General features: G+C 43.5%; 15 protein-coding genes. 8 read left to right on the forward strand and 7 right to left on the reverse strand.

What is annotated here, in order from left to right:
- Nucleotides 1-28: 28 nt before the first annotated feature.
- A complete protein-coding gene (ftsZ, locus tag EES38_RS11660) occupies nt 29-1,252 on the forward strand; it encodes a cell division protein FtsZ (RefSeq protein ID WP_124937373.1) in 1,224 nt (407 codons plus the stop codon).
- Nucleotides 1,253-1,349: 97 nt separating this feature from the next.
- Nucleotides 1,350-2,267 carry a UDP-3-O-acyl-N-acetylglucosamine deacetylase gene (gene lpxC / locus EES38_RS11665; RefSeq protein WP_124937374.1) on the forward strand — a complete coding sequence of 306 codons (918 nt, stop codon included), beginning with the start codon at nt 1,350-1,352 and terminating at the stop codon, nt 2,265-2,267.
- A gap of 35 nt (nt 2,268-2,302) precedes the next feature.
- Here the strand turns inward: lpxC and EES38_RS11670 are convergent, their stop codons facing one another.
- Nucleotides 2,303-2,779, reverse strand: coding sequence for a DUF721 domain-containing protein (locus EES38_RS11670; RefSeq protein ID WP_124937497.1), 477 nt, complete (start codon nt 2,777-2,779; stop codon nt 2,303-2,305).
- Between the two features lie 300 nt (nt 2,780-3,079).
- Here EES38_RS11670 and secA point away from each other — a divergent pair, with 300 nt between their 5' ends.
- From secA to EES38_RS11700, 6 genes are all read left to right on the forward strand, one after another.
- Nucleotides 3,080-5,809: a preprotein translocase subunit SecA gene (gene secA / locus EES38_RS11675; protein ID WP_124937375.1), complete on the forward strand. Its 2,730-nt coding sequence runs from the start codon at nt 3,080-3,082 to the stop codon at nt 5,807-5,809.
- Between the two features lie 99 nt (nt 5,810-5,908).
- The gene (gene mutT / locus EES38_RS11680; protein WP_124937376.1) at nt 5,909-6,307 is read left to right on the forward strand and encodes an 8-oxo-dGTP diphosphatase MutT; all 399 of its coding nucleotides are present in this window, start codon (nt 5,909-5,911) and stop codon (nt 6,305-6,307) included.
- Between the two features lie 113 nt (nt 6,308-6,420).
- Nucleotides 6,421-7,230 carry a 4-hydroxy-tetrahydrodipicolinate reductase gene (gene dapB, locus EES38_RS11685; RefSeq protein ID WP_124937377.1) on the forward strand — a complete coding sequence of 270 codons (810 nt, stop codon included), beginning with the start codon at nt 6,421-6,423 and terminating at the stop codon, nt 7,228-7,230.
- Nucleotides 7,231-7,713: 483 nt separating this feature from the next.
- The gene (gene carA, locus EES38_RS11690) at nt 7,714-8,853 is read left to right on the forward strand and encodes a glutamine-hydrolyzing carbamoyl-phosphate synthase small subunit (protein WP_124937378.1); all 1,140 of its coding nucleotides are present in this window, start codon (nt 7,714-7,716) and stop codon (nt 8,851-8,853) included.
- Nucleotides 8,854-8,869: 16 nt separating this feature from the next.
- A complete protein-coding gene (gene carB, locus EES38_RS11695; protein WP_124937379.1) occupies nt 8,870-12,097 on the forward strand; it encodes a carbamoyl-phosphate synthase large subunit in 3,228 nt (1,075 codons plus the stop codon).
- A gap of 175 nt (nt 12,098-12,272) precedes the next feature.
- On the forward strand, nt 12,273-13,046 hold the full coding sequence (locus EES38_RS11700) for a TSUP family transporter (RefSeq protein ID WP_124937380.1): 774 nt from the start codon (nt 12,273-12,275) through the stop codon (nt 13,044-13,046).
- 37 nt (nt 13,047-13,083) lie between these two features.
- Here EES38_RS11700 and EES38_RS11705 read toward each other — a convergent pair whose 3' ends face one another.
- The 6 genes from EES38_RS11705 to gltB form a co-directional block, all read right to left on the reverse strand.
- Nucleotides 13,084-13,695: a TRIC cation channel family protein gene (locus EES38_RS11705; protein WP_124937381.1), complete on the reverse strand. Its 612-nt coding sequence runs from the start codon at nt 13,693-13,695 to the stop codon at nt 13,084-13,086.
- Between the two features lie 58 nt (nt 13,696-13,753).
- Complete coding sequence (gene btuF / locus EES38_RS11710; RefSeq protein ID WP_124937382.1) at nt 13,754-14,593, reverse strand: vitamin B12 ABC transporter substrate-binding protein BtuF; 840 nt, start codon at nt 14,591-14,593, stop codon at nt 13,754-13,756.
- Entirely contained in the window at nt 14,594-15,547 is a 954-nt protein-coding gene (locus EES38_RS11715) for a cobalamin biosynthesis family protein (protein ID WP_124937383.1), read from the reverse strand. It lies immediately after the preceding gene.
- Between the two features lie 22 nt (nt 15,548-15,569).
- Nucleotides 15,570-16,265: a 5'-methylthioadenosine/S-adenosylhomocysteine nucleosidase gene (gene mtnN, locus EES38_RS11720; RefSeq protein WP_124937384.1), complete on the reverse strand. Its 696-nt coding sequence runs from the start codon at nt 16,263-16,265 to the stop codon at nt 15,570-15,572.
- 152 nt (nt 16,266-16,417) lie between these two features.
- On the reverse strand, nt 16,418-17,830 hold the full coding sequence (locus tag EES38_RS11725; protein ID WP_124937385.1) for an FAD-dependent oxidoreductase: 1,413 nt from the start codon (nt 17,828-17,830) through the stop codon (nt 16,418-16,420).
- An 18-nt stretch (nt 17,831-17,848) separates the two neighbouring features.
- Nucleotides 17,849-22,312, reverse strand: a complete 4,464-nt coding sequence (gene gltB, locus EES38_RS11730; RefSeq protein ID WP_124937386.1) for a glutamate synthase large subunit — start codon at nt 22,310-22,312, stop codon at nt 17,849-17,851.
- Nucleotides 22,313-22,326: the final 14 nt, after the last annotated feature.

The raw sequence follows: 22,326 nt of genomic DNA on the forward strand, positions 1-22,326 counted from the left end.
TGAGTTGCAGGGAAAACGGAGAAAACACATGTTTGAACCGATGATGGAAATGTCTGATGATGCAGTAATTAAGGTCGTTGGAGTTGGCGGCGGCGGTGGTAATGCCGTAGAACACATGGTGCGTGAGTCCATCGAAGGTGTGGAATTCATTAGCGTCAATACAGATGCCCAGGCATTAAGAAAAAGTAATGTGAGTACCGTTATTCAAATTGGCGGTGATATCACTAAAGGTCTAGGCGCCGGTGCTAACCCACAAGTTGGACGTGATGCAGCTCTAGAAGATAAAGATAGAATTAAAGAAGTTCTCGAAGGCGCCGATATGGTGTTTATCGCTGCTGGTATGGGTGGTGGTACAGGAACAGGTGCAGCTCCGGTTATTGCCGAAGTAGCAAAAGAACTGGGTGTTCTTACTGTTGCTGTTGTAACTAAACCATTTAGCTTCGAAGGGAAAAAACGTTTGGCATTCGCTGAACAAGGTATCGATGAGTTATCTAAACATGTCGACTCGTTGATTACTATTCCAAATGAGAAGCTATTGAAAGTATTAGGCCGTGGTATCACGTTGCTTGAAGCTTTTGCCAGCGCGAATGATGTACTAAAAAATGCAGTGCAGGGTATTGCCGAACTGATTACTCGCCCAGGCATGATCAACGTCGACTTTGCAGACGTAAGAACTGTGATGTCTGAAATGGGTCATGCAATGATGGGTAGCGGTGTGGCAAACGGCGAAGATCGTGCAGAAGAAGCGGCAGAGATGGCAATTTCTAGCCCTCTTCTTGAAGATATCGATCTAGCTGGAGCTCGCGGTGTGCTTGTAAATATTACAGCCGGTCTGGACATGCGTCTGGATGAATTTGAAACCGTGGGTAATACCGTTAAGGCATTTGCATCAGATAACGCGACTGTTGTTATCGGTACGTCATTGGATCCTGATATGGCGGATGAGATTCGAGTAACAGTTGTCGCTACAGGTATTGGCAACGAGAGAAAACCGGATATTACATTGGTCGCTGGTGGAAAACAGCAGACTCAATCGGTAGCACCTCAGGCACCTGTAAGTCAACCTGCTGCAAAAGTGGAAGAAAAACCGGCACCAAATATGCATGCATCTAAGGTAGAGTCAAAAACTCAGCCTGATTCGGTAAGTGGTTCTTCTCAAAGCACTCAGAGTGGCAGTCAGAATACTGCGCCGAAGGAAAAAGAAAGTGGTTATCTAGATATTCCTGCTTTCTTACGTCGTCAGGCTGATTAAAAAATGTTCATAATTTGACTGAGTTCAAATTTATGATAACATTCGCGTACCATATTAATTATGGTGGCGTTTGTAGCACTGATATTGAGGCAAGTAGATGATCAGACAAAGAACTCTGAAAGAAATAGTGAAAACAACTGGGGTGGGTTTACACTCTGGTCGTAAAGTCACGCTTACTCTTCGCCCAGCAGCTGCAAATACAGGGGTGATTTACCGTCGAACAGACGTAAATCCTCCGGTTGATTTTCCTGCCGACCCAGAATCAGTTCGCGATACGATGTTGTGTACTGCGCTGGTGAATGACGAAGGTATCCGCATCTCAACTGTTGAGCACCTTAATGCTGCTTTAGCAGGTATGGGCATTGACAATATTATTGTCGAAGTGGATGCGCCTGAAATTCCGATTATGGATGGTAGCGCAAGCCCATTCGTCTTCTTGTTACAGCAAGCGGGTATTGAAGTACAGAACGTACCGAAGAAGTTTATTCGTGTGAAAAAACCGATTCGTATTGAAGACGGCGATAAATGGGCGGAGCTTGTTCCATTTAACGGTTTCCGTATGGACTTTGAAATCGAGTTTGATCACCCTGCGATAGATTCCGAACAGCAAAGACTGATGTTTGACTTTTCAACAACAGGATTTGTTAAAGAGATTTCTCGTGCGAGAACATTTGGCTTCATGAAAGACATCGAGTACCTTCAGTCACAAAATCTGTGTCTTGGCGGTAGCTTTGATTGTGCGATTGTTCTGGATGAATACCGTATTCTAAACGAGGAAGGTCTTCGTTTTAGAAATGAATTTGTGACGCACAAAGTGTTAGATGCAATCGGCGACTTGTATATGGGTGGACATTCGATTGTTGGCGAATTCAGAGCGTACAAATCTGGCCATGGTCTCAACAACCAGCTTCTTAGAGCGCTGTTAGCAAATCAGGAAGCATGGGAGTGGGCTACATACGAACAAGAATCTGCATCACCTGTTGCATTTGCGGACCCAAACGTAGTGATGGCATAGCGACCAGAAAAAACGATTATTGATAAAACCGGAGCTCAGTCTCCGGTTTTTTGGTTTTTAAGCTCAGCAAGTTTCGCTATATTTTCCAGGCGTGCTCTTACTTTAGGGCTGGCGTTTTGCGATATCATCTTTAGCATGGCGGCTGCATTTTCAGAAACGGGTGGATTTTCGCGAGTAGAATCAGAGTTACTTTTCGGCTCTTTTACGATGTAAATATTGGGATCGATTGTTATTTCAATGCCCATTAATGCGGGATAACCGTTACCGCGCAGGAAATTCAATATAGTTAGCCGCTCATATGATAATTTCATCTTTATTGCCGCGCTAGCGACTTGCAGATGTAGATGGTTGCTACGAACGTTGGCTACACGAACAAAATTCTCAGTACCTCTCGGTAGCATCTCTTTGAGCTTCTTGGTAAGGTGCTGAACCTGCTCTGCGTGCTCTTGAATGGTTTTAAGGCGTGATTGAGCTAGCAAGTCACTGGTCGAGGTTGGGCGGTGATCTCGCATCATTCACTCCTATTGAACAGGGAAAAAGTCAGGTAGAATATGGATTTTATCATTGTTTTGATAGATTAATACACAACATTGACTCATGAACTTATCTTAAATAGACCTAAAACATTGTCTGTTGAGGTAAAAGCTGAAACACTACGCCTGACAAAATTATATTGAGTCTTGAAAAAAGCATCAGTTGCCACAATATCCGATGTACATGTTTTCATGCAGTACACTTAGTTTAAAACTGATAGAGACTGATGGCTTATAGTAGATCGTAGAAGATCTAAGTATAGAGAGAATTTAAGTAAAATGATAACTAAGCTACTGACTAAGATTGTAGGTAGCCGTAATGATCGAACGTTACGTCGCCTGAGAAAAATCGTAAAACAGATTAATAATTATGAACCCACCTTTGAAGCCTTTTCTGACGAAGAACTAAAAGCTAAGACAGTTGAATTCCGTCAACGTTATGAGCAAGGTGAGTCTTTAGAACAATTGTTACCTGAAGCATTTGCTACTGTAAGAGAAGCATCAAAGCGTATCTACGGTATGCGTCATTTCGACGTTCAGTTAATCGGTGGTATGGTGTTAAACTCAGCTCAAATTGCTGAGATGCGTACTGGTGAAGGTAAAACATTAACAGCAACATTACCCGCTTATCTGAATGCGATTGCCGGAAAGGGCGTGCATGTTGTGACCGTCAACGACTACCTAGCAAAACGTGACGCTGAAACGAATAGGCCGTTATTTGAGTTCTTGGGAATGACGGTTGGTATTAACATTCCTGGAATGATGCCATTCGAAAAGCAAGAGGCTTACAAGACCGATATTCTCTACGGTACGAACAATGAGTTTGGCTTCGATTATCTGCGCGACAACATGGCATTTCGAAAAGAAGACCGTGTCCAACGCGATAGATTCTTTGCTATCGTCGATGAAGTTGACTCCATTCTGATAGACGAGGCGAGAACACCACTGATCATTTCTGGTCCTGCAGAAGACAGCTCAGACTTATATACTCGCATTAATCAACTCATCCCTAGTCTTGAAAGACAAGATAAAGAAGATGATGAAGAATACCGCGGTACTGGACACTACACCGTTGATGAGAAAGCTAAACAAGTCTATTTAACCGAGACTGGTCAAGAGTTTGTAGAAGAGTTGCTGGTTAAAAATAGCTTGATGGACGAAGGGGATACTCTTTACTCTCCTGCGAACATCGCGTTACTTCACCATGTTAATGCGGCACTTCGTGCCCATGTTCTTTTTGAACGTAACGTCGACTACATCGTGAATGAAAAAGGCGAAGTGGTCATTGTTGATGAACATACCGGGCGTACAATGCCTGGACGTCGTTGGTCTGATGGTTTACACCAAGCGGTTGAAGCTAAAGAAGGCGTGAAAATTCAGAATGAAAACCAAACGCTGGCGTCCATTACCTTCCAGAATTACTTCCGTTTGTACGACAAACTATCGGGAATGACCGGTACCGCTGATACTGAAGCGTTCGAATTCCAACAAATCTACGGATTGGATACGGTGGTTATACCAACCAATAAACCAATGATTCGTAAAGATATGCCAGATGTTGTTTATCGGACCGAAGCTGAAAAATTCAATGCAATTATTGAAGATATCAAAGATCGAGTTAAAGCGGGTCAGCCAGTACTTGTCGGTACGATTTCGATTGAGAAGTCTGAGCACCTTTCTAACGCCTTGAAAAAAGCGAATATCAAACATAACGTTCTTAATGCAAAATTCCATGAAAAAGAGGCGGAAATTGTTTCTGAAGCTGGTAAGTCAGGATCGGTGACAATTGCGACAAACATGGCTGGTCGTGGTACGGATATTGTTCTCGGTGGAAGCTGGCAGAGTAAAGTTGAACAGCTAGAAGATCCATCAGAAGAACAAATTGCTCAAATCAAAGCTGATTGGAAAGTTGAGCATGACAAGGTTCTTGAAGCTGGTGGTTTGCATATTATTGGTACAGAACGTCATGAATCACGTCGTATTGATAATCAGCTACGTGGTCGTTCTGGCCGTCAGGGTGATGCAGGTTCTACGCGCTTCTACTTGTCGATGGAAGACGCTCTTCTCAGAATCTTTACCTCTGACCGTATGGCGAACTTGATCAAAAGTGGTATGGATGAAGGAGAAGCTATTGAAAGTAAACTTCTTTCCCGTTCGATTGAGAAAGCGCAGCGTAAAGTAGAAAGCCGTAACTTTGATATTCGTAAACAGTTGCTTGAGTATGATGATGTTGCGAATGATCAACGTAAAGTAGTCTATGAGCTGAGAGATGAATTAATAGAAGCTCACGATATTAGCGAGATGATCGAGCAAAATCGCGATGATGTATTTACTTCCGTCATTGATGAGTATATTCCTCCTCAGTCACTTGAAGATATGTGGAATGTTAGTGGTCTACAAGATAGATTAAAGCATGATTTCGATTTGGATCTGCCAATACAAACCTGGCTTGATGAAGATGATGCTCTTTACGAAGAGGCATTGAGAGAGAAAATCCTGACTCAGGCTGTTGAGCTTTATCGTGAAAAAGAGCAGGTGGTTGGTGCAGAAGTTTTACGTAACTTCGAAAAATCAGTTATGCTCCAAACGTTGGATAATCTTTGGAAAGAGCACTTAGCTGCGATGGATCACTTAAGACAGGGGATTCATTTGCGTGGTTATGCGCAGAAAAACCCAAAACAAGAATATAAGCGTGAGTCCTTTGAATTGTTTGAAGACATGTTGGATTCTCTTAAGTTCGATGTAATTTCGATTCTCTCTAAAGTTCGCGTTCAGCAACAGGAAGAAGTTGAACAGATGGAAGAGCAGCGCCGAATTCAGGCGGAGGAAGCAGCAAAGCTTGCTCAGGCTCAGCATCAACAGAGCGAAAATGCGTTAGTCGATGAATCTGAATCGGTAGCTGATGCTCATCAACCCATGGTTCGTGAGGAGCGTAAAGTTGGTCGAAATGATCCATGTCCATGCGGTAGTGGTAAAAAATACAAACATTGCCATGGTAAAATAGCGTAATAATACGTATACAGAGAGTCGCTTCGATAAGCGGCTCTTTTTTTATCCGCTGATTACCGCTAGACTTCTAAGCCAAAGAAATGAAGACTGGAATTCAACATGAAACGAACACATATTGTGGCCGCTATTATTCTTAATAGTGCACATGATCAGGCGTATATAACCAAACGACCAGAACATGTTCATAAAGGTGGATTTTGGGAGTTTCCTGGTGGAAAGGTTGAGGTCGGAGAAAGCTCAGAGCAAGCCATGATTAGAGAATTGCAGGAAGAAGTCGGAATTACGGTTACTCAGCAAAGGCTCTTTGAACACCTCGAATTTGATTATTCTGATAAGTCACTTACTTTTGATTTTATGTTGGTGACGCAATTCGATGGTGAACCGTTTGGTCGGGAAGGGCAAGAAGGTCGTTGGATTTCTATTTCTCAACTGGATCAATATGAATTTCCTGAAGCGAATATTGGTATTGTTAAAGGTGTGATGAAGGAATTTACTTAACGACCTAATTAACTCTGGTGACTAAGAAGGAATGTTGTTAGTTTAGTCGCATATAGAAATCGTATGGTGTGTAGTTAGTACACCCTATTTTGTTACGAATGGAGAAATAGGCAATGGTTAAAATTGCGATTGCAGGAGCCGCTGGCCGTATGGGCCGCAATTTAGTGAAAGCGACTCACCATAATGAACAAGCTGCAGTTGGTGCTGGTTCAGAAAGACCTGAGTCGTCACTCATTGGTGTAGATGTTGGCGAACTGTGTGGCGAAGGTCATTTAGGTGTTACTTTGGTTGACTCTCTTGAGAGCGTTATCGATCAATTCGATGTGGTAATTGATTTCACTGCGCCGAAAAGTACATTAGCAAACATTGAATTGTGTAAACAATACAACAAGAAAATCGTTGTTGGTACCACTGGATTTTCTGAAGAACAGAGAGCTTCTATTGATGAAGCAGCGAAAGAAATTTCAATTGTGATGGCACCCAATTACAGTGTCGGCGTTAACCTTGTATTTAAGCTACTTGAAAAAGCGGCAAAAGTTATGGGTGACTATTGTGATATCGAAATCGTGGAAGCTCATCACCGTCACAAAGTAGATGCGCCTTCGGGTACTGCTATAGGTATGGGTGAGGCTATTGCTGGAGCGATGGGCAATAAGCTGAGTGATGTTGCAGTTTATGCGAGAGAAGGTATCACTGGGGAAAGAACTCGAGATGAGATCGGTTTTGCTACTATCCGTGCAGGAGACATTGTTGGTGAGCATACTGCAATGTTTGCTGATATCGGCGAGAGAGTTGAAATTACTCATAAGGCAACCGATCGCATGACATTTGCAAATGGTGCTGTTAAGGCTGCTGTTTGGTTGGATGGTAAAGCAGCTGGTTTTTATACCATGACAGATGTTCTCAATTTAAATGAGCTGTAATTAAATAATTATGCGTTAACGAAGTTTAGCGCATAATTAATCACCTCCCACTTTCCTACTATTTTTACCCGCATTTTCCCCATTAATTTGAACCACTTTTATTGTTATAATACGTCTTTATTGTAAAAAATTGAGTAAACGGTTTAAAAAATTACATTAACTGAGGCACGTTAACGATTACTTTTTGTAGGTTAGTTAATGATCATCATATGTACCGTATGGTTTGCTCTATTATTTACGCATTGGACATAAATACAGCAAATGAAGAGTGTTTATATAGGGTTTTACTGCCTTTTACATCACTTTAAGGATAAATATCTAAAAAACTAACTTTCTTTAAAGGCTATTATTGACATGAATCACGGTAATCCCTAAAATAAATCCAATTTGTCCTAAGTACGCTATGACATCATTTTGTAGCGAAAAGGAAGTCAAATTTGCAGTTTAATTTACTTTTTTTGCATTTTTATTCTGGAGGTTGTCTTGAGTAAGTCAGCACTGTTAGTCCTAGAAGATGGGACAGTGTTCCACGGAGTATCCATTGGAGCAGATGGCACTTCCGTTGGAGAAGTTGTTTTTAATACCTCGATGACGGGGTACCAAGAAATCCTCACTGATCCTTCCTATTCTCAGCAAATCGTCACTCTCACTTACCCCCATATCGGAAATACCGGTACTAACTCAGAAGATGAAGAATCTTCAGCCATACATGCTCAAGGCCTAATTATTCGTGATCTTCCTTTGATCGCTTCTAACTTCCGCTCAGAGCAGTCACTATCAGAATACTTAACTGAGCAAAATGTTGTAGGTATTGCCGATATTGATACTCGTAAACTGACGCGCATTCTTCGTGAAAAAGGTGCTCAGAACGGTTGTATCATGGCCGGAGATAATCTGGATGAAGCGTTAGCGCTAGCTAAGGCAAAAGAGTTTCCTGGGCTTAAGGGGATGGACCTTGCTAAAGTAGTTACCACCAAAGAAGCTTATGAATGGAAGCAAGGCTCTTGGTCTCTTGAAGGCGGACTGCCTCAAGCTAAAGAAGACAGTGAGTTACCGTTCCATGTTGTAGCCTACGACTTTGGTGCGAAACGCAATATTTTACGTATGTTGGTTGATCGCGGCTGTCGCTTGACTGTTGTTCCAGCAGAAACTTCAGCTGAAGAAGTTCTTGCTTTAAATCCTGATGGTGTCTTTTTATCAAATGGTCCTGGTGACCCAGAACCGTGTACGTATGCTATTGATGCGACTAAGACTTTTCTAGATAAAGGGCTACCCGTGTTTGGTATCTGTTTAGGTCACCAAATTCTGGCTTTGGCTTCAGGTGCTAAAACGGTAAAAATGAAGTTTGGTCATCATGGTGCAAACCACCCAGTAAAAGATATCGAGCGCAACGTAGTAATGATTACGTCGCAGAACCACGGCTTTGCCGCTGATGAAGAAACGTTGCCAGCTAACTTGGTAGCAACGCATAAGTCATTATTTGACGGTTCTTTACAAGGTATTCATCGTACTGATAAGCCTGCGTTTAGTTTCCAGGGACACCCGGAAGCGAGCCCTGGTCCGCACGATGCAGCTCCGCTGTTCGACCACTTTATTGAACTCATTAAACAACACCGCGCTTAATCTGGAGTAGTAAATAATGCCAAAACGTACAGACATAAAAAGTATTCTTATTCTAGGTGCTGGTCCTATCGTTATCGGTCAGGCGTGTGAGTTTGACTATTCTGGTGCGCAAGCGTGTAAAGCGCTTCGTGAAGAGGGATATCGAGTTATTCTTGTAAACTCGAACCCTGCAACCATCATGACTGACCCAGACATGGCCGATGCAACTTATATTGAGCCAATTCAATGGGAAGTTGTTCGTAAAATTATTGAGAAAGAACGTCCAGATGCTGTCCTTCCTACTATGGGTGGACAGACAGCTCTAAACTGTGCTCTTGACTTAGAAAAGCATGGCGTATTGGCTGAATTTGGCGTAGAGATGATTGGTGCAACTGCTGACGCTATTGATAAAGCAGAAGATCGTTCGCGCTTTGATAAAGCGATGAAATCTATCGGTCTTGCTTGTCCTAAGGCGGATACAGCAAAAACAATTGAAGAAGCCTATAAAGTTCTCGATATGGTTGGCTTCCCATGTATTATTCGTCCATCTTTCACTATGGGTGGTACCGGTGGTGGTATCGCTTATAACAAAGAAGAATTCGATGAAATCTGTCATCGTGGCTTTGACCTATCTCCAACACATGAACTATTAATTGACGAATCATTAATAGGTTGGAAAGAGTATGAGATGGAAGTTGTTCGTGATAAAAACGACAACTGTATCATCATCTGTTCCATCGAAAACTTTGACCCAATGGGTATTCACACGGGTGACTCGATTACAGTCGCTCCTGCTCAGACACTGACAGATAAAGAATATCAGTTAATGCGTAATGCCTCGCTTGCGGTACTACGTGAAATTGGTGTTGAAACTGGTGGTTCAAACGTTCAGTTCGGTATTAATCCGGAAGATGGCCGCATGGTTATCATTGAAATGAACCCTCGTGTATCTCGCTCTTCTGCTCTTGCGTCAAAAGCGACCGGTTTCCCAATTGCTAAAGTAGCGGCAAAACTGGCTGTTGGCTTTACTCTTGATGAGTTAATGAATGATATCACCGGTGGTGCCACTCCGGCTTCATTCGAACCAACTATCGATTACGTTGTTACTAAGATTCCACGCTTTAACTTTGAAAAATTTGCTGGTGCGAATGATCGTCTGACTACTCAGATGAAATCGGTTGGTGAGGTTATGGCTATTGGTCGTAACCAACAAGAGTCATTACAAAAAGCGCTTCGTGGTTTAGAAGTGGGTTCATACGGTTTCGATGAAATTATTGACCTCAGCGCCCCGGATGCAATGACGACAATTCGCCATCAGTTAAAAGATGCTGGTGCTGAGCGTATTTGGTATATCGGTGACGCATTCCGCGCTGGAATGAGTGTTGATGACGTATTTGCGCTGACGAACATTGACCGTTGGTTCCTTGTACAGATTGAAGACATTATTAAGCTTGAAGCGGATCTTCATGCGGCAGGATTTGCTGGTTTAACTGCTGACGTATTACGTAAGTTGAAACGTAAAGGTTTTGCTGACGCTCGTCTCTCTAAACTTGTTGGCGTTGCTGAAAGCGAAATTCGTCGTCTACGTGACCAATTCGATATTCACCCAGTGTACAAGCGTGTTGATACTTGTGCTGCGGAATTCTCATCTGATACAGCTTACATGTACTCTTCTTACGATGATGAATGTGAAGCTAACCCAACTGATCGTGAAAAAATCATGGTTATTGGTGGCGGTCCTAACCGTATCGGTCAGGGTATCGAATTTGACTACTGTTGTGTTCACGCTTCTCTTGCACTTAGAGAAGACGGTTATGAAACTATCATGGTCAACTGTAATCCTGAGACAGTATCAACGGATTATGACACATCAGATCGTTTGTACTTTGAGCCAGTTACATTAGAAGATGTCCTGGCAATCGCACGTGTTGAAAAGCCAAAAGGTGTTATTGTTCAGTATGGTGGACAAACGCCACTTAAGTTAGCTCGTGCTCTAGAAGCTGCTGGTGTGCCGATTATCGGTACTAGCCCTGATGCAATCGACCGTGCTGAAGACCGTGAACGTTTCCAACAAGCAGTTGATCGCTTAGGTTTACTTCAACCTGAAAATGCGACTGTAACGGCTATTGAACAGGCTGTTGAAAAATCAAAAGAAATCGGCTTCCCATTGGTTGTTCGCCCATCTTATGTGCTAGGTGGTCGTGCGATGGAAATCGTTTATGATGAAGCAGACCTACGTCGTTACTTCAATGAAGCGGTTAGCGTTTCAAATGAGTCTCCAGTACTACTAGATCACTTCCTTGACGATGCTGTAGAAGTTGATATCGACGCTATCTGTGATGGTGAGCGAGTTGTCATCGGCGGTATCATGGAGCATATTGAGCAAGCGGGCGTTCACTCTGGTGACTCTGCATGTTCTCTTCCTGCCTATACGTTGAGTAAAGAAATTCAAGATGTTATGCGCGAACAAGTTGAAAAGCTTGCTTTTGAACTTGGCGTACGTGGTCTGATGAATACTCAGTTTGCTGTGAAGAATAACCAAGTTTACCTAATTGAGGTTAACCCTCGTGCAGCACGTACTGTACCGTTTGTTTCTAAAGCAACAGGTGCACAGCTAGCTAAAATTGCGGCTCGAGTAATGGTTGGACAGACGCTTGAACAACAAGGCTTTACCAAAGAGATTATTCCACCATACTTCTCAGTAAAAGAAGTGGTACTTCCATTTAATAAGTTCCCAGGTGTGGATCCTCTATTGGGCCCTGAAATGCGTTCAACAGGTGAAGTTATGGGCGTAGGACATACGTTTGCAGAGGCGTTTGCTAAGGCTGAACTTGCTTGTGGTAACGTATATCCAGAAGGCGGTCGAGCTCTTCTTTCTGTGCGTAAAGGCGATAAGCATCGTATTGTTGAAGTAGCGAAAAAGTTACTTGAGCTAGGCTATCATTTAGATGCTACTCATGGAACTGCAGTGGCTCTTGGTGAAGCTGGGATTAACCCACGCTTAGTTAATAAAGTTCATGAAGGTCGTCCTCATATTCTTGACCGTATCAAGAATAATGAATACACCTACATTATTAACACAGCAGCAGGACGCCAGGCTATTCAGGATTCTAAAGTGCTACGTCGTGGTGCCTTACTTGAGAAAGTGAACTACACAACAACGATTAATGCAGCTCTTGCGACATGTGCTGGACAAAAAACAGATCCAAAATCATCTGTTATCTCTGTTCAGGAAATGCATGCCATTCTTAAGCAAGCATCATAGACTATAAGTTCTAATCATTAGCCCACCAATTGGTGGGCTTTTTTATTTTGTCCGGAGCATTTTGCAAACTATTTCTGCGATAGTATATCTTCATTAACAGTCGTCTGTTTTACTATTAAATTCATTTCACTAATGCTAATGTGAGCACCCTCATATAATGCTGTAAAGAACTCTCATGGATGTATCAATCGAAGTATTAAGTTTGTTGTTTCTCGCTGGTGGATTAGCAGGTTTTATTGACGCTATCGCTGGGGGGGGAGGGTTAATCACTGTTCCTGCATTATTAGCAGCCGGTGTGCCTCCGGCTCAGGCATTGGCGACCAATAAATTACAGAGTTCATTTGGCAGTTTTTCAGCAACATTTTACTTTGTCCGTACTGGTTTAGTTTCTCTGAAAAAACTGAGACTCGCAATTTTCTGTACATTCTGCGGCGCAGCGACAGGCGCCGAGCTGGTTCAAACTATAGATACGTCAGTGCTTACCAGTCTGATTCCTATACTGCTGATTGGTATATCCGTGTACTTTTTGCTCTCTCCAACGACCAAAAAGGGCGAAGAAAAAATATCTGAAGTCGTTTTCGCTATTACAGTTGGATTTTGTATCGGCTTTTATGATGGTTTTTTTGGACCGGGTACGGGGTCACTCTTTACGGTCTGTTTTATTGTTCTTGGTGGACTTTCTATTGTTGAGGCTACTGCAAAAACTAAGGTCTTAAACTTTACCTCTAATATTACAGCCCTGTGTTTTTTCATTATTGCAGGACTACCAATATGGAAAATAGGCTTAGTGATGGCGGTTGGGCAGTTTTTAGGGGCAAGAATGGGAGCTAAAGTCGTCGTCACCAAAGGACAAAAATGGATACGTCCACTCGTGATTGTGATGTCGATGGCAATGGCGATAAAATTGCTGTGGGAACAGCATCAGGATTGGTTTACAGCATGGTTCTAAAACGGTAAGGGCATTGATTGAAATGCCCTTTTTCTTTTTAACGGTTGATAGCAAAGATTGGTAATGACAAGTGCCAACGTATCGCACCAAGGCGAATAATGAGGGTTGAAACCAGACCAGCGAGAATGGCCGTGGGATGGTCGTAGCCCAGATACAATGCAGAGGTATGAAAAATACCACCAGCAATACAAGCGGTCGCGTATACTTCGCTTCTTAGGACCATTGGAATTTCACGAGCTAAGATATCTCGGATGATGCCGCCGCCACATCCCGTTAAGACACCCATCAGAATGGCAATCAAATAAGAATCCTGAAATTGCAGAGCTTTCTCTACACCGATACCAACAAACACGGATAGACCAATTGCATCGCATACTGGCAACATCCACCATGGAAGGCGTTTGGGGCGTCGGACGAACAACATTGTCAGGAAACAGGTCACAAGAATCACCCATAGATAGGTGGTATCTCTTATCCAGAATACGGGGGTTGCGCCAAGGGTGACATCACGAATTGTTCCACCACCTATAGCTGTAACACTTGCAAGTACTACAACACCAAATGGATCCATTTTTAATCGGCCGGCTAAAATTACACCAGATATAGCGAAGATGGCTGTTCCAAAAAGGTCGATGGCATAGAGCAACATAATACGTAATCTCGTTTACAGTGAGCACCCGTTCTTAAGGCGCGCATTGTACGAAAATTTACGGCTGACTGTTAGTCCTTTTTCGCACTTGATCAAAGTAACGACAGACTTCTTTTATAGCTTCAATCGTGCGCGGAGTTGGGCGGTTAATCCAGTCTGAATTTAACGTCCAAATGTAATGATTTTTTACTGCAGGGATTTGTGTCCAGCTCTGCCACATCGATGAATCTTTGACGGCATGACGGGAATTAAAAATAACCTCCGGTTGTGCAATGACGACTTGCTCTAATCCAACCTGAGGATAGGGGGATGGACTATCGGCAAATACATTCACTCCACCACAAAAAGTGAAAACTTCGCTTGGCCAGCTACCCTGACCCATAGTGATAATCGGTTTTTCACTGAGTTGATAAAAATAAGATACTTTACGTGCATCTTGATAGTTTTTTCTTAGCGCGTCTAATTGGTTACGAAAGTCCTGAGCATTTCTTTTCCCTATAGCAGGGTCGTCTGCATATTGGCTAAGCTCTTCGATATTCGTCGCGATATCATCAAGTGTTTGGGTTCTTGAGTCATACATAACAACCCCCATTTGCTTGAGCTTATTCACTTCTTTTACCGGGTTACCGGCGGGCCAAGAAATGACAAGATCTGGTTGTAGCGCTAGGATCTTCTCGATGTTGATGCCCTTATAGTTGGCAACTTTCGGTTTTGATTGGGCTTCTGGTGGATAGTCACTGCGGTCGCTGACTCCGACAATTTTATCGCCCAAGCCCGCAGCATAAGCGAGCTCTGTCGCATGAGGCGCTAAAGTAATAATTCGATGAACATCAGAAGAAGCAAAGATGTAATGACTGAATAGCAGCAGAGTTGACGCTACGACGTAGGAAAAACGCATTTAAAAGCCTTTGTGAATAAGGAACATAATGATGCTTTGTAGAACAATCCAAATAAAGACTCTTATTGTTATAAATCTTTGTATTAAAGACAAATGATAGGATGACGGTGCAACACGCCCTCCTAATTTGCTACGTACGGATTTTTGTGTTCCATAGAGTGCTGGACCACCAAGTGAAAGATTGAATTTCACCCCTGTGATGGCCAGTAAGTACCCCATATGTGTTGAGGTCCAACTACTAGACTGAAGCAGAATGAGTCTCAGGTGAGACAGCGTATCTTTACCGAGCAAAAGCAGTATCGAAAAAAGAGTTACGGGCACAATTTCAACTAGTGAGAGAAGTCGAAAGGTAAAAGTACCAAAAGGTTTAAACTCAGCACGGGACGGGGACCATACTCGATGTAGCTCGGCAAGGATACGGTACGCAAGAGCACCTATACCACCTAACAACCCATACCAAAATAGGACACAAATAATCGATCTTGCGTGGCCAATCAGCATAGTTTCCGCACCGGCTTTGCCGATGCCCACTAACGACAGTGTTTTCGTTTTACGATTGAGCCAATCAGCCAATACTGCTCGTGACTTGAGTTTATCTTCGTTAGACAGTTGATCGATTAACGCAGCAGAGAGTTGGCGTAGGTTCCTAAAATCAAGTGCTAAAATAAGTAGCGCCAAATCGAAAAGCTCACTTCGCCAGACTAATGGATAGAGCGCAATGAGTAAAATGATTGCAGGTAGCCACATCAGCAGGCAAGCTAAGGTGCCAGATAATAAATTTTGCTGATAGCTATCAGGCTTATTTACCTTATCCGATAAGATAAGACCAAATTTTTGCCACAGTACGAATAAGTTTGATTGTCTTGGGATGGGGAGTAACCAATTGAGTATAATCGCTCCCCAAAGCACCAGCAGAGATCCGTCTCCATAAAAGCTATCCATAAATTGATTCATGAGGTACCTGCTGTAAAGTCGCTTACTTGATGAGTGGCAACATATTTAAGACCATTTCTGATGAGCTTTGTGCTGCAACGGGTAAAAACTCTTCGAATGACATTGGTGACTCTTTATCGGCAACATCGGAAATCGCTCTTACAACGACAAAAGGAACGTCAAACTGATGGCAAGTCTGAGCGATCGCAGATGCTTCCATTTCAACAGCAATAACAGAAGGGAAGTTTTTACGAATTAACGCTTGTTGTTCTGCGGTGCAAACAAATACATCACCTGTACAGATTAACCCTTTAACCGCGTGTTTGTCTCCCAGTGAGGATAACACCTGTTCTGCAATGTCCATGAGTTTGGGATCAGCAATGAACGCTGCAGGCTGACTTGCCATCTGACCAATCTCATAACCAAATGCAGTCACATCCGCATCATGATGTCTCACTTCGGATGAGATAACGACGTCACCTACGTTTAAGCTGCTATCAAAGCCTCCGGCAGAACCGGTGTTAATCACGCAATTAACCTGGTAATTTTCCAAAAGGATAGCCGTGCCCACTGCAGCCGCTACTTTACCAATACCTGACTGGAGTAGGACAACTTCAACACCATTTATTTGACCTGAGTAAAAAGTGCAGCCACCTTTCTTTTCTTCTTTTAATCCGGTGATCTGGTTTTTAAGAATGGTAACTTCTTGCTCCATTGCGCCAATGATGCCTACTTTCATAATTAATCTCTTTATAGAACGGATGAGTTGGGTTTAGTTTAGCATGTTTCTATTATTTCTAACTACAATCAAGGGATTGGCTAAATACAAAAAAGGTTGCCGTTGAGGCAACCTTTTATTGGAGCATTTAGAGAAAAAACGCTAAGTGGAAGTTAGACATCGAGGAAATCGAGAATCCCTTCTGCGGCTTTTCGTCCTTCATCAATTGCAGTAACGACCAAGTCAGAACCTCTCACTGCATCACCGCCGGCAAAGATTTTTTCATTGGATGTTTGATATTGAAATGACTGTGTTAATGGCGCTTTGATTCGTCCACGATCATCAACATCAACACCAAATGGTTCTAACCAAGGCATTGCGTGCGGTTGAAAGCCAAATGCCATGATGACTGCATCTGCTGGTAATATATGTTCGCTACCTTCTACTGGCTCAGGTCTACGGCGACCCGCAGCATCAGGTTCTCCAAGTGCTGTTTTGACCACCTTGACACCCGATACGTTACCACGAGAATCCAGCTCTACCCCTAATGGTTGAAGGTTAAACATGAATTCTACGCCTTCTTCACGCGCGTTTTTCACCTCACGTCGTGAACCAGGCATATTTTCTTCGTCACGGCGATACGCACAAATCACATTGCTTGCGCCTTGACGAATTGAGGTACGAACACAGTCCATTGCGGTATCACCACCACCCAGAACAACGACCTGTTTACCTTCCATATTTACAAATGGATCTGGGCTTTCTAATCCTAATACTTTATAAGTATTTGAAATCAAGAATGGTAGTGCATCGTAGACACCTTCAGCGTCTTCATTCGCAAGACCTGCACGCATATATTTATACGTACCCACACCGAGAAAAACAGCATCGTAGTCATCGATAAGCGACTGCATTTCAACATCTTTACCGACTTCGGTATTTAGGCGGAATTCCACCCCCATTTCCGTAAAGATACGGCGACGGTTTTCCATAACACTCTTTTCGAGTTTAAATGAAGGAATACCAAAAGTGAGCAGACCACCAATCTCAGGATACTTGTCAAAAACAACGGGCTTAACACCATTTCTGACCAGGATATCCGCTGCTGCTAAGCCTGCGGGCCCAGCACCAATAACAGCAACTTTCTTATCTGTCCATTCAACTTTTGACATGTCTGGTTTCCAGCCCATCTCAAATGCTTTGTCGGTAATATATTTCTCAATATTACCAATGGTGACTGCGCCAAAATCGTCGTTTAGGGTACAAGACCCTTCACAAAGACGGTCTTGTGGGCATACACGTCCACACACTTCAGGCAAGCTGTTGGTTTGGTGAGATAATTCAACAGCTTCTAGAATACGTCCCTCGTTGGCAAGTTTCAGCCATTGAGGAATATAGTTATGTACGGGACATTTCCATTCACAGTATGGGTTACCACAATCTAAACAGCGATCCGCCTGAGCGGTCGCTTGTTGTTTAGTGAAGGGCTCGTATATTTCTACAAATTCAATCTTACGGATATTGATCGGTTTCTTCGCTGGATCAACTCGGTTTACATCGATGAATTGATAAACATTCTGGCTCATAAATCAGGCTCCCTCCTATTACTGTGCCTGAACACGAAGTTCTGCTGCACTACGACTTTGGTGACCCAGAAGAGTTTGTAGATCAGCCGCTTGTGGTTTAATCAGATAGAATTTAGGTATCCAGTGATCAAAGTTCGCCAAGATATTTTCAGCGTGAACCGACCCTGTCTCTTCTAAATGTTCTGCGATTAGACCGCGTAAATGTTCCTGGTGAATATAGAGATCTTCAAGGGAGATCGCCTCAACAGATTCGTTGTTTACTCGACCCTGGAAGTCATCGTTTTCATCCAGTACATAGGCAAAGCCACCGGTCATACCTGCGCCAAAGTTCACGCCTGTTGCACCTAGAATCGCCACAATACCGCCTGTCATATATTCACATGCGTTATCGCCTGCACCTTCAATAACTGCAATGGTTCCTGAGTTTCGTACGCCAAAACGTTCTCCGGCCTTGCCGGCTGCGAATAATTTCCCGCCAGTTGCTCCGTATAAACAAGTATTACCAATGATGGTTGCATCGTTACATTGGAAGGCGGTTCCTAAATGAGGGCGGATAACCAGCTTACCACCCGCCATACCTTTACCGACGTAGTCATTAGCATCACCAGTTAGGTAAAGCTCTAGACCACCAGCGTTCCAGACTCCAAACGATTGGCCTGCGGTTCCCTGTAAATGAACTCGAATTGGGTTACCTGCTAAACCTTGGTTACCATAACGTTGCGCTATTTCACCCGATAGACGAGCACCAACAGAGCGATCAGTATTGATAACATCGTAGTAAAGATCGAGCGCTTCTTGTTTTTCTACTGAAGCAAGAGCATCGTCGACAATCTTCTGATTGAGTACGGCTTTATCGAACGGCTTGTTAGGTTCAGTACAGAACAATGGCAAGTTATCAGGAGAGACTGGTTTTTCCAGAATACCCGATAAATCTAACTTGCTTTGTTTGGCTGTAATGCCTTCAGCAACTTCAAGTAAATCGGTACGACCGATTAAATCAGTCAGTTTTTCAACACCCAATTGTGCCAGATAACCTCGAACTTCTTCGGCTAATCCTGTGAAATAGTTGATGACCATTTCAGGCAGACCTTTGAAGTATTCTTTGCGTAGCGTTTCATCTTGAGTCGCAACGCCTGTCGCACAGTTATTCAGATGGCAGATTCTAAGGAATTTACATCCCATAGCAACCATAGGACCCGTGCCAAAGCCAAAGCTTTCTGCACCAAGGATGGCACCTTTGATGACATCAAGACCTGTTTTCATACCACCGTCAACTTGTAGACGGATTTTATGACGCAGACCGTTTGCAACGAGGGCTTGTTGAGTTTCGGCTAAACCAAGTTCCCATGGACTACCCGCATACTTAACCGATGTTAGTGGACTAGCTGCGGTACCACCATCGTATCCAGAGATAGTGATGAGATCGGCATACGCTTTGGCAACACCAGTAGCAATCGTGCCAACACCAGGTTCAGATACGAGCTTCACGGATACCAAGGCCTTTGGATTGACCTGTTTCAAATCGAAGATAAGTTGAGCTAAGTCTTCAATAGAATAAATATCATGGTGTGGTGGAGGTGATATTAACGTTACGCCTTGTACTGAGTAACGTAGTTTTGCGATTTCTGCAGTGACTTTATGACCAGGTAACTGGCCGCCTTCTCCAGGTTTTGCACCTTGAGCAACTTTGATCTGCAGTACATCGGCATTGGTTAGGTAGTGAGGCGTTACCCCAAATCGGCCTGATGCCACTTGCTTGATACGTGAATTTCTCTCCGTACCAAAGCGACGTGGGTCTTCACCACCTTCACCTGAGTTAGAGAATCCACCCAAACGGTTCATTGCGGTAGCCAGAGCTTCATGAGCCTCAGGACTAAGAGCGCCGATCGACATTGCTGCTGAGTCAAAACGTTTAAACAATAGCTGCTTATCTTCAACTTTGTCGAGTGCGATTGATTGACCGCCTTGTTTTAACTTCATGAGATCACGAAGTGTAGCGACAGGGCGGGAGTTCACTTGCTCAGCAAAAGCTTTGTAATCTGCAGGCTCTCCTGAGCGTACAGCTTTCTGAAGAGTGCTTACCACATCAGGATTGTAGGCATGGTATTCACCACCATGAACAAATTTCAGCAGACCACCATGATCGATCTCTTTACGTTTTGTCCACGCTTTACGAGAAAGATTGAAGAGGTCTTGTTGGAAATCATCAAAACTTGCCCCCTGAATACGCGTAGTCACGCCGTTAAAGCATAGATCGACAAGCTCTTGGCTTAATCCAACAGCTTCGAAGAGTTGTGAGCAGCGATAAGAGGCCACTGTAGAAATGCCCATTTTGGACATGATTTTATACAGGCCTTTGTTAATACCATACTGATAGTTTTGCATTGCTTGACGGTAATCTTTATCTAATGCTCCGTCATCAACTAGCTTCGCAATCGTTTCGTACGCTAGATACGGATAGATAGCGGTTGCTCCGAATCCAATTAACACGGCAAATTGGTGTGGATCACGTGCAGTTGCTGTCTCTACAACGATGTTAGCGTCACAGCGTAGCTGAGCATCAACCAAGCGGTTGTGAACGGCACCGACGACCATTGCCGCAGGGATTGGAAGTTTGCCCTTCTCGATTTTACGATCGGATAGAACGAGTAACACAGTTCCTTCACGGGTCAGTTTCTCTGCTTCGTCACAAAGATCCAGAATGGCTTGTTTGAGATCTTTTTCTTCAGGGTTGTAGTTGATATCCAGAGTCACGTTGTTGTAGTGCTCGTCACTCAGTTCAAGAAGTTGCTGAATATCGGAATAAAGTAGCACAGGTGAATCAAAGGTCACTCGGTGAGCAAGACCATCTGTTTCATTAAAGACGTTCATTTCCTGACCGATACATGTCGCGAGTGACATGACGTGTTTTTCACGCAAAGGATCGATAGGAGGGTTCGTTACCTGAGCGAATTTCTGACGGAAGTAGTCTGTAACCAAACGCTCTTTTGAAGACAATACAGCCATAGGTGTATCATCGCCCATAGAACCAACGGCTTCTTGACCCATATCTGCTAAAACATGAAGTACTTGATTTACCTCTTCATTCGACATTGCGAATTGCTTTTGATAAGTCTTAAGTACGTCTTTGTTTAAGCTGGCCTCACCAATTTTATCGTCACCGAGTTCAGCAAATGGTGTGAGACGATAAACGTTATTTTTCATCCATTCGCCGTATGGGTGACGACTTTTCAGATCGTTATCAATCTCTTTTGATTGCCACAGTTTTCCTACCTTGGTGTCAATAACCAAGAGCTCTCCGGGACCGACACGTCCTTTCTCAGCAACTTCATCGGGTGCGTAATCCCAAATACCGACTTCAGATGCTAATGTAATTAGCTTGTCTTTGGTAATAACATAACGAGCAGGACGTAAGCCGTTTCTGTCTAAGTTACATGCCGCATAACGGCCATCAGACAGAACTATCCCAGCAGGACCATCCCATGGTTCCATGTGCTTTGAGTTGAAATCATAGAAAGCACGAAGCTCAGGATCCATATCTGGATGGTGCTGCCAAGCTGGCGGCACGAGCATACGCATCGCACGGAACAAGTCCATACCACCAGCTAGGAACAATTCGAGCATGTTATCCAAGCTTGATGAGTCTGAGCCTGTTTCGTTCACGAATGGTGCAGCCGATTGTAGATCGGGCAAGAGAGGGGAAACAAATTTATAGGCACGAGCGCGAGCCCATTGACGGTTCCCCTGAATGGTATTGATCTCACCATTGTGCGCTAAATAGCGGAACGGCTGTGCAAGTGGCCATCGAGGTTGTGTGTTAGTTGAAAAACGTTGGTGGAATAGACAGATCGACGATTCCATTCGAAGATCGGCTAGATCCAAATAGAAGCGAGGTAAGTCTGCAGGCATACACAGGCCTTTGTAAACGATAACCTGTGTTGATAATGAACAGATGTAAAAATCGCTATCATTAACAATGCGTTTTTCCATGCGCCTTCTAGCAATGTACAGACGACGCTCAATATCTTGTGGTCTCCATCCTGCAGGTGCAGAAATAAAGACTTGTTGAATATCGGGTAGAGACTCTTTTGCGATAGGGCCAAGAACGTTTGAATTGGTTGGGACTTTTCTCCAACCATTAACGGTCATGGTCTCTTGTGCGAGTTCTTCATTAATTATGTTAACAGCAGCTTGAGCCTTAACAGGATCAGTGCTGAGAAATATCATTCCGACCGCAAACTGTTTACCCAGTTTCCAGCCTTGTTCTTGTGCGACGAGGCGTAAATACCCATCAGGCTTTTGTAGAAGTAGACCACAGCCATCACCAGTTTTCCCATCGGCGGCAATACCACCTCGGTGGGTCATGCGATCTAACGCTGAAATCGCAGTTCTAACTAGTTTATGACTGGTTTGACCTTCCATATGTGCAATCAAACCGAATCCGCAGTTGTCTCTTTCGAGACGAGGATCGTATAGAGCCATTGCAACTCTCCCTT

Source organism: Vibrio viridaestus (assembly GCF_003856525.1).
Classification (GTDB): Bacteria; Pseudomonadota; Gammaproteobacteria; order Enterobacterales; family Vibrionaceae; genus Vibrio; species Vibrio viridaestus.

Coding starts and splice junctions, on each gene's coding strand:
- mutT (WP_124937376.1), top strand. CDS start 5,909: ATGAAACGAACACATATTGTGGCCGCTATTATTCTTAATAGTGCACAT.
- ftsZ (WP_124937373.1), top strand. CDS start 29: ATGTTTGAACCGATGATGGAAATGTCTGATGATGCAGTAATTAAGGTC.
- EES38_RS11705 (WP_124937381.1), bottom strand. CDS start 13,695: ATGTTGCTCTATGCCATCGACCTTTTTGGAACAGCCATCTTCGCTATA.
- dapB (WP_124937377.1), top strand. CDS start 6,421: ATGGTTAAAATTGCGATTGCAGGAGCCGCTGGCCGTATGGGCCGCAAT.
- mtnN (WP_124937384.1), bottom strand. CDS start 16,265: ATGAAAGTAGGCATCATTGGCGCAATGGAGCAAGAAGTTACCATTCTT.
- btuF (WP_124937382.1), bottom strand. CDS start 14,593: ATGCGTTTTTCCTACGTCGTAGCGTCAACTCTGCTGCTATTCAGTCAT.
- secA (WP_124937375.1), top strand. CDS start 3,080: ATGATAACTAAGCTACTGACTAAGATTGTAGGTAGCCGTAATGATCGA.
- EES38_RS11725 (WP_124937385.1), bottom strand. CDS start 17,830: ATGAGCCAGAATGTTTATCAATTCATCGATGTAAACCGAGTTGATCCA.
- EES38_RS11670 (WP_124937497.1), bottom strand. CDS start 2,779: ATGCGAGATCACCGCCCAACCTCGACCAGTGACTTGCTAGCTCAATCA.
- carB (WP_124937379.1), top strand. CDS start 8,870: ATGCCAAAACGTACAGACATAAAAAGTATTCTTATTCTAGGTGCTGGT.
- EES38_RS11715 (WP_124937383.1), bottom strand. CDS start 15,547: ATGAATCAATTTATGGATAGCTTTTATGGAGACGGATCTCTGCTGGTG.
- gltB (WP_124937386.1), bottom strand. CDS start 22,312: ATGGCTCTATACGATCCTCGTCTCGAAAGAGACAACTGCGGATTCGGT.
- lpxC (WP_124937374.1), top strand. CDS start 1,350: ATGATCAGACAAAGAACTCTGAAAGAAATAGTGAAAACAACTGGGGTG.
- EES38_RS11700 (WP_124937380.1), top strand. CDS start 12,273: ATGGATGTATCAATCGAAGTATTAAGTTTGTTGTTTCTCGCTGGTGGA.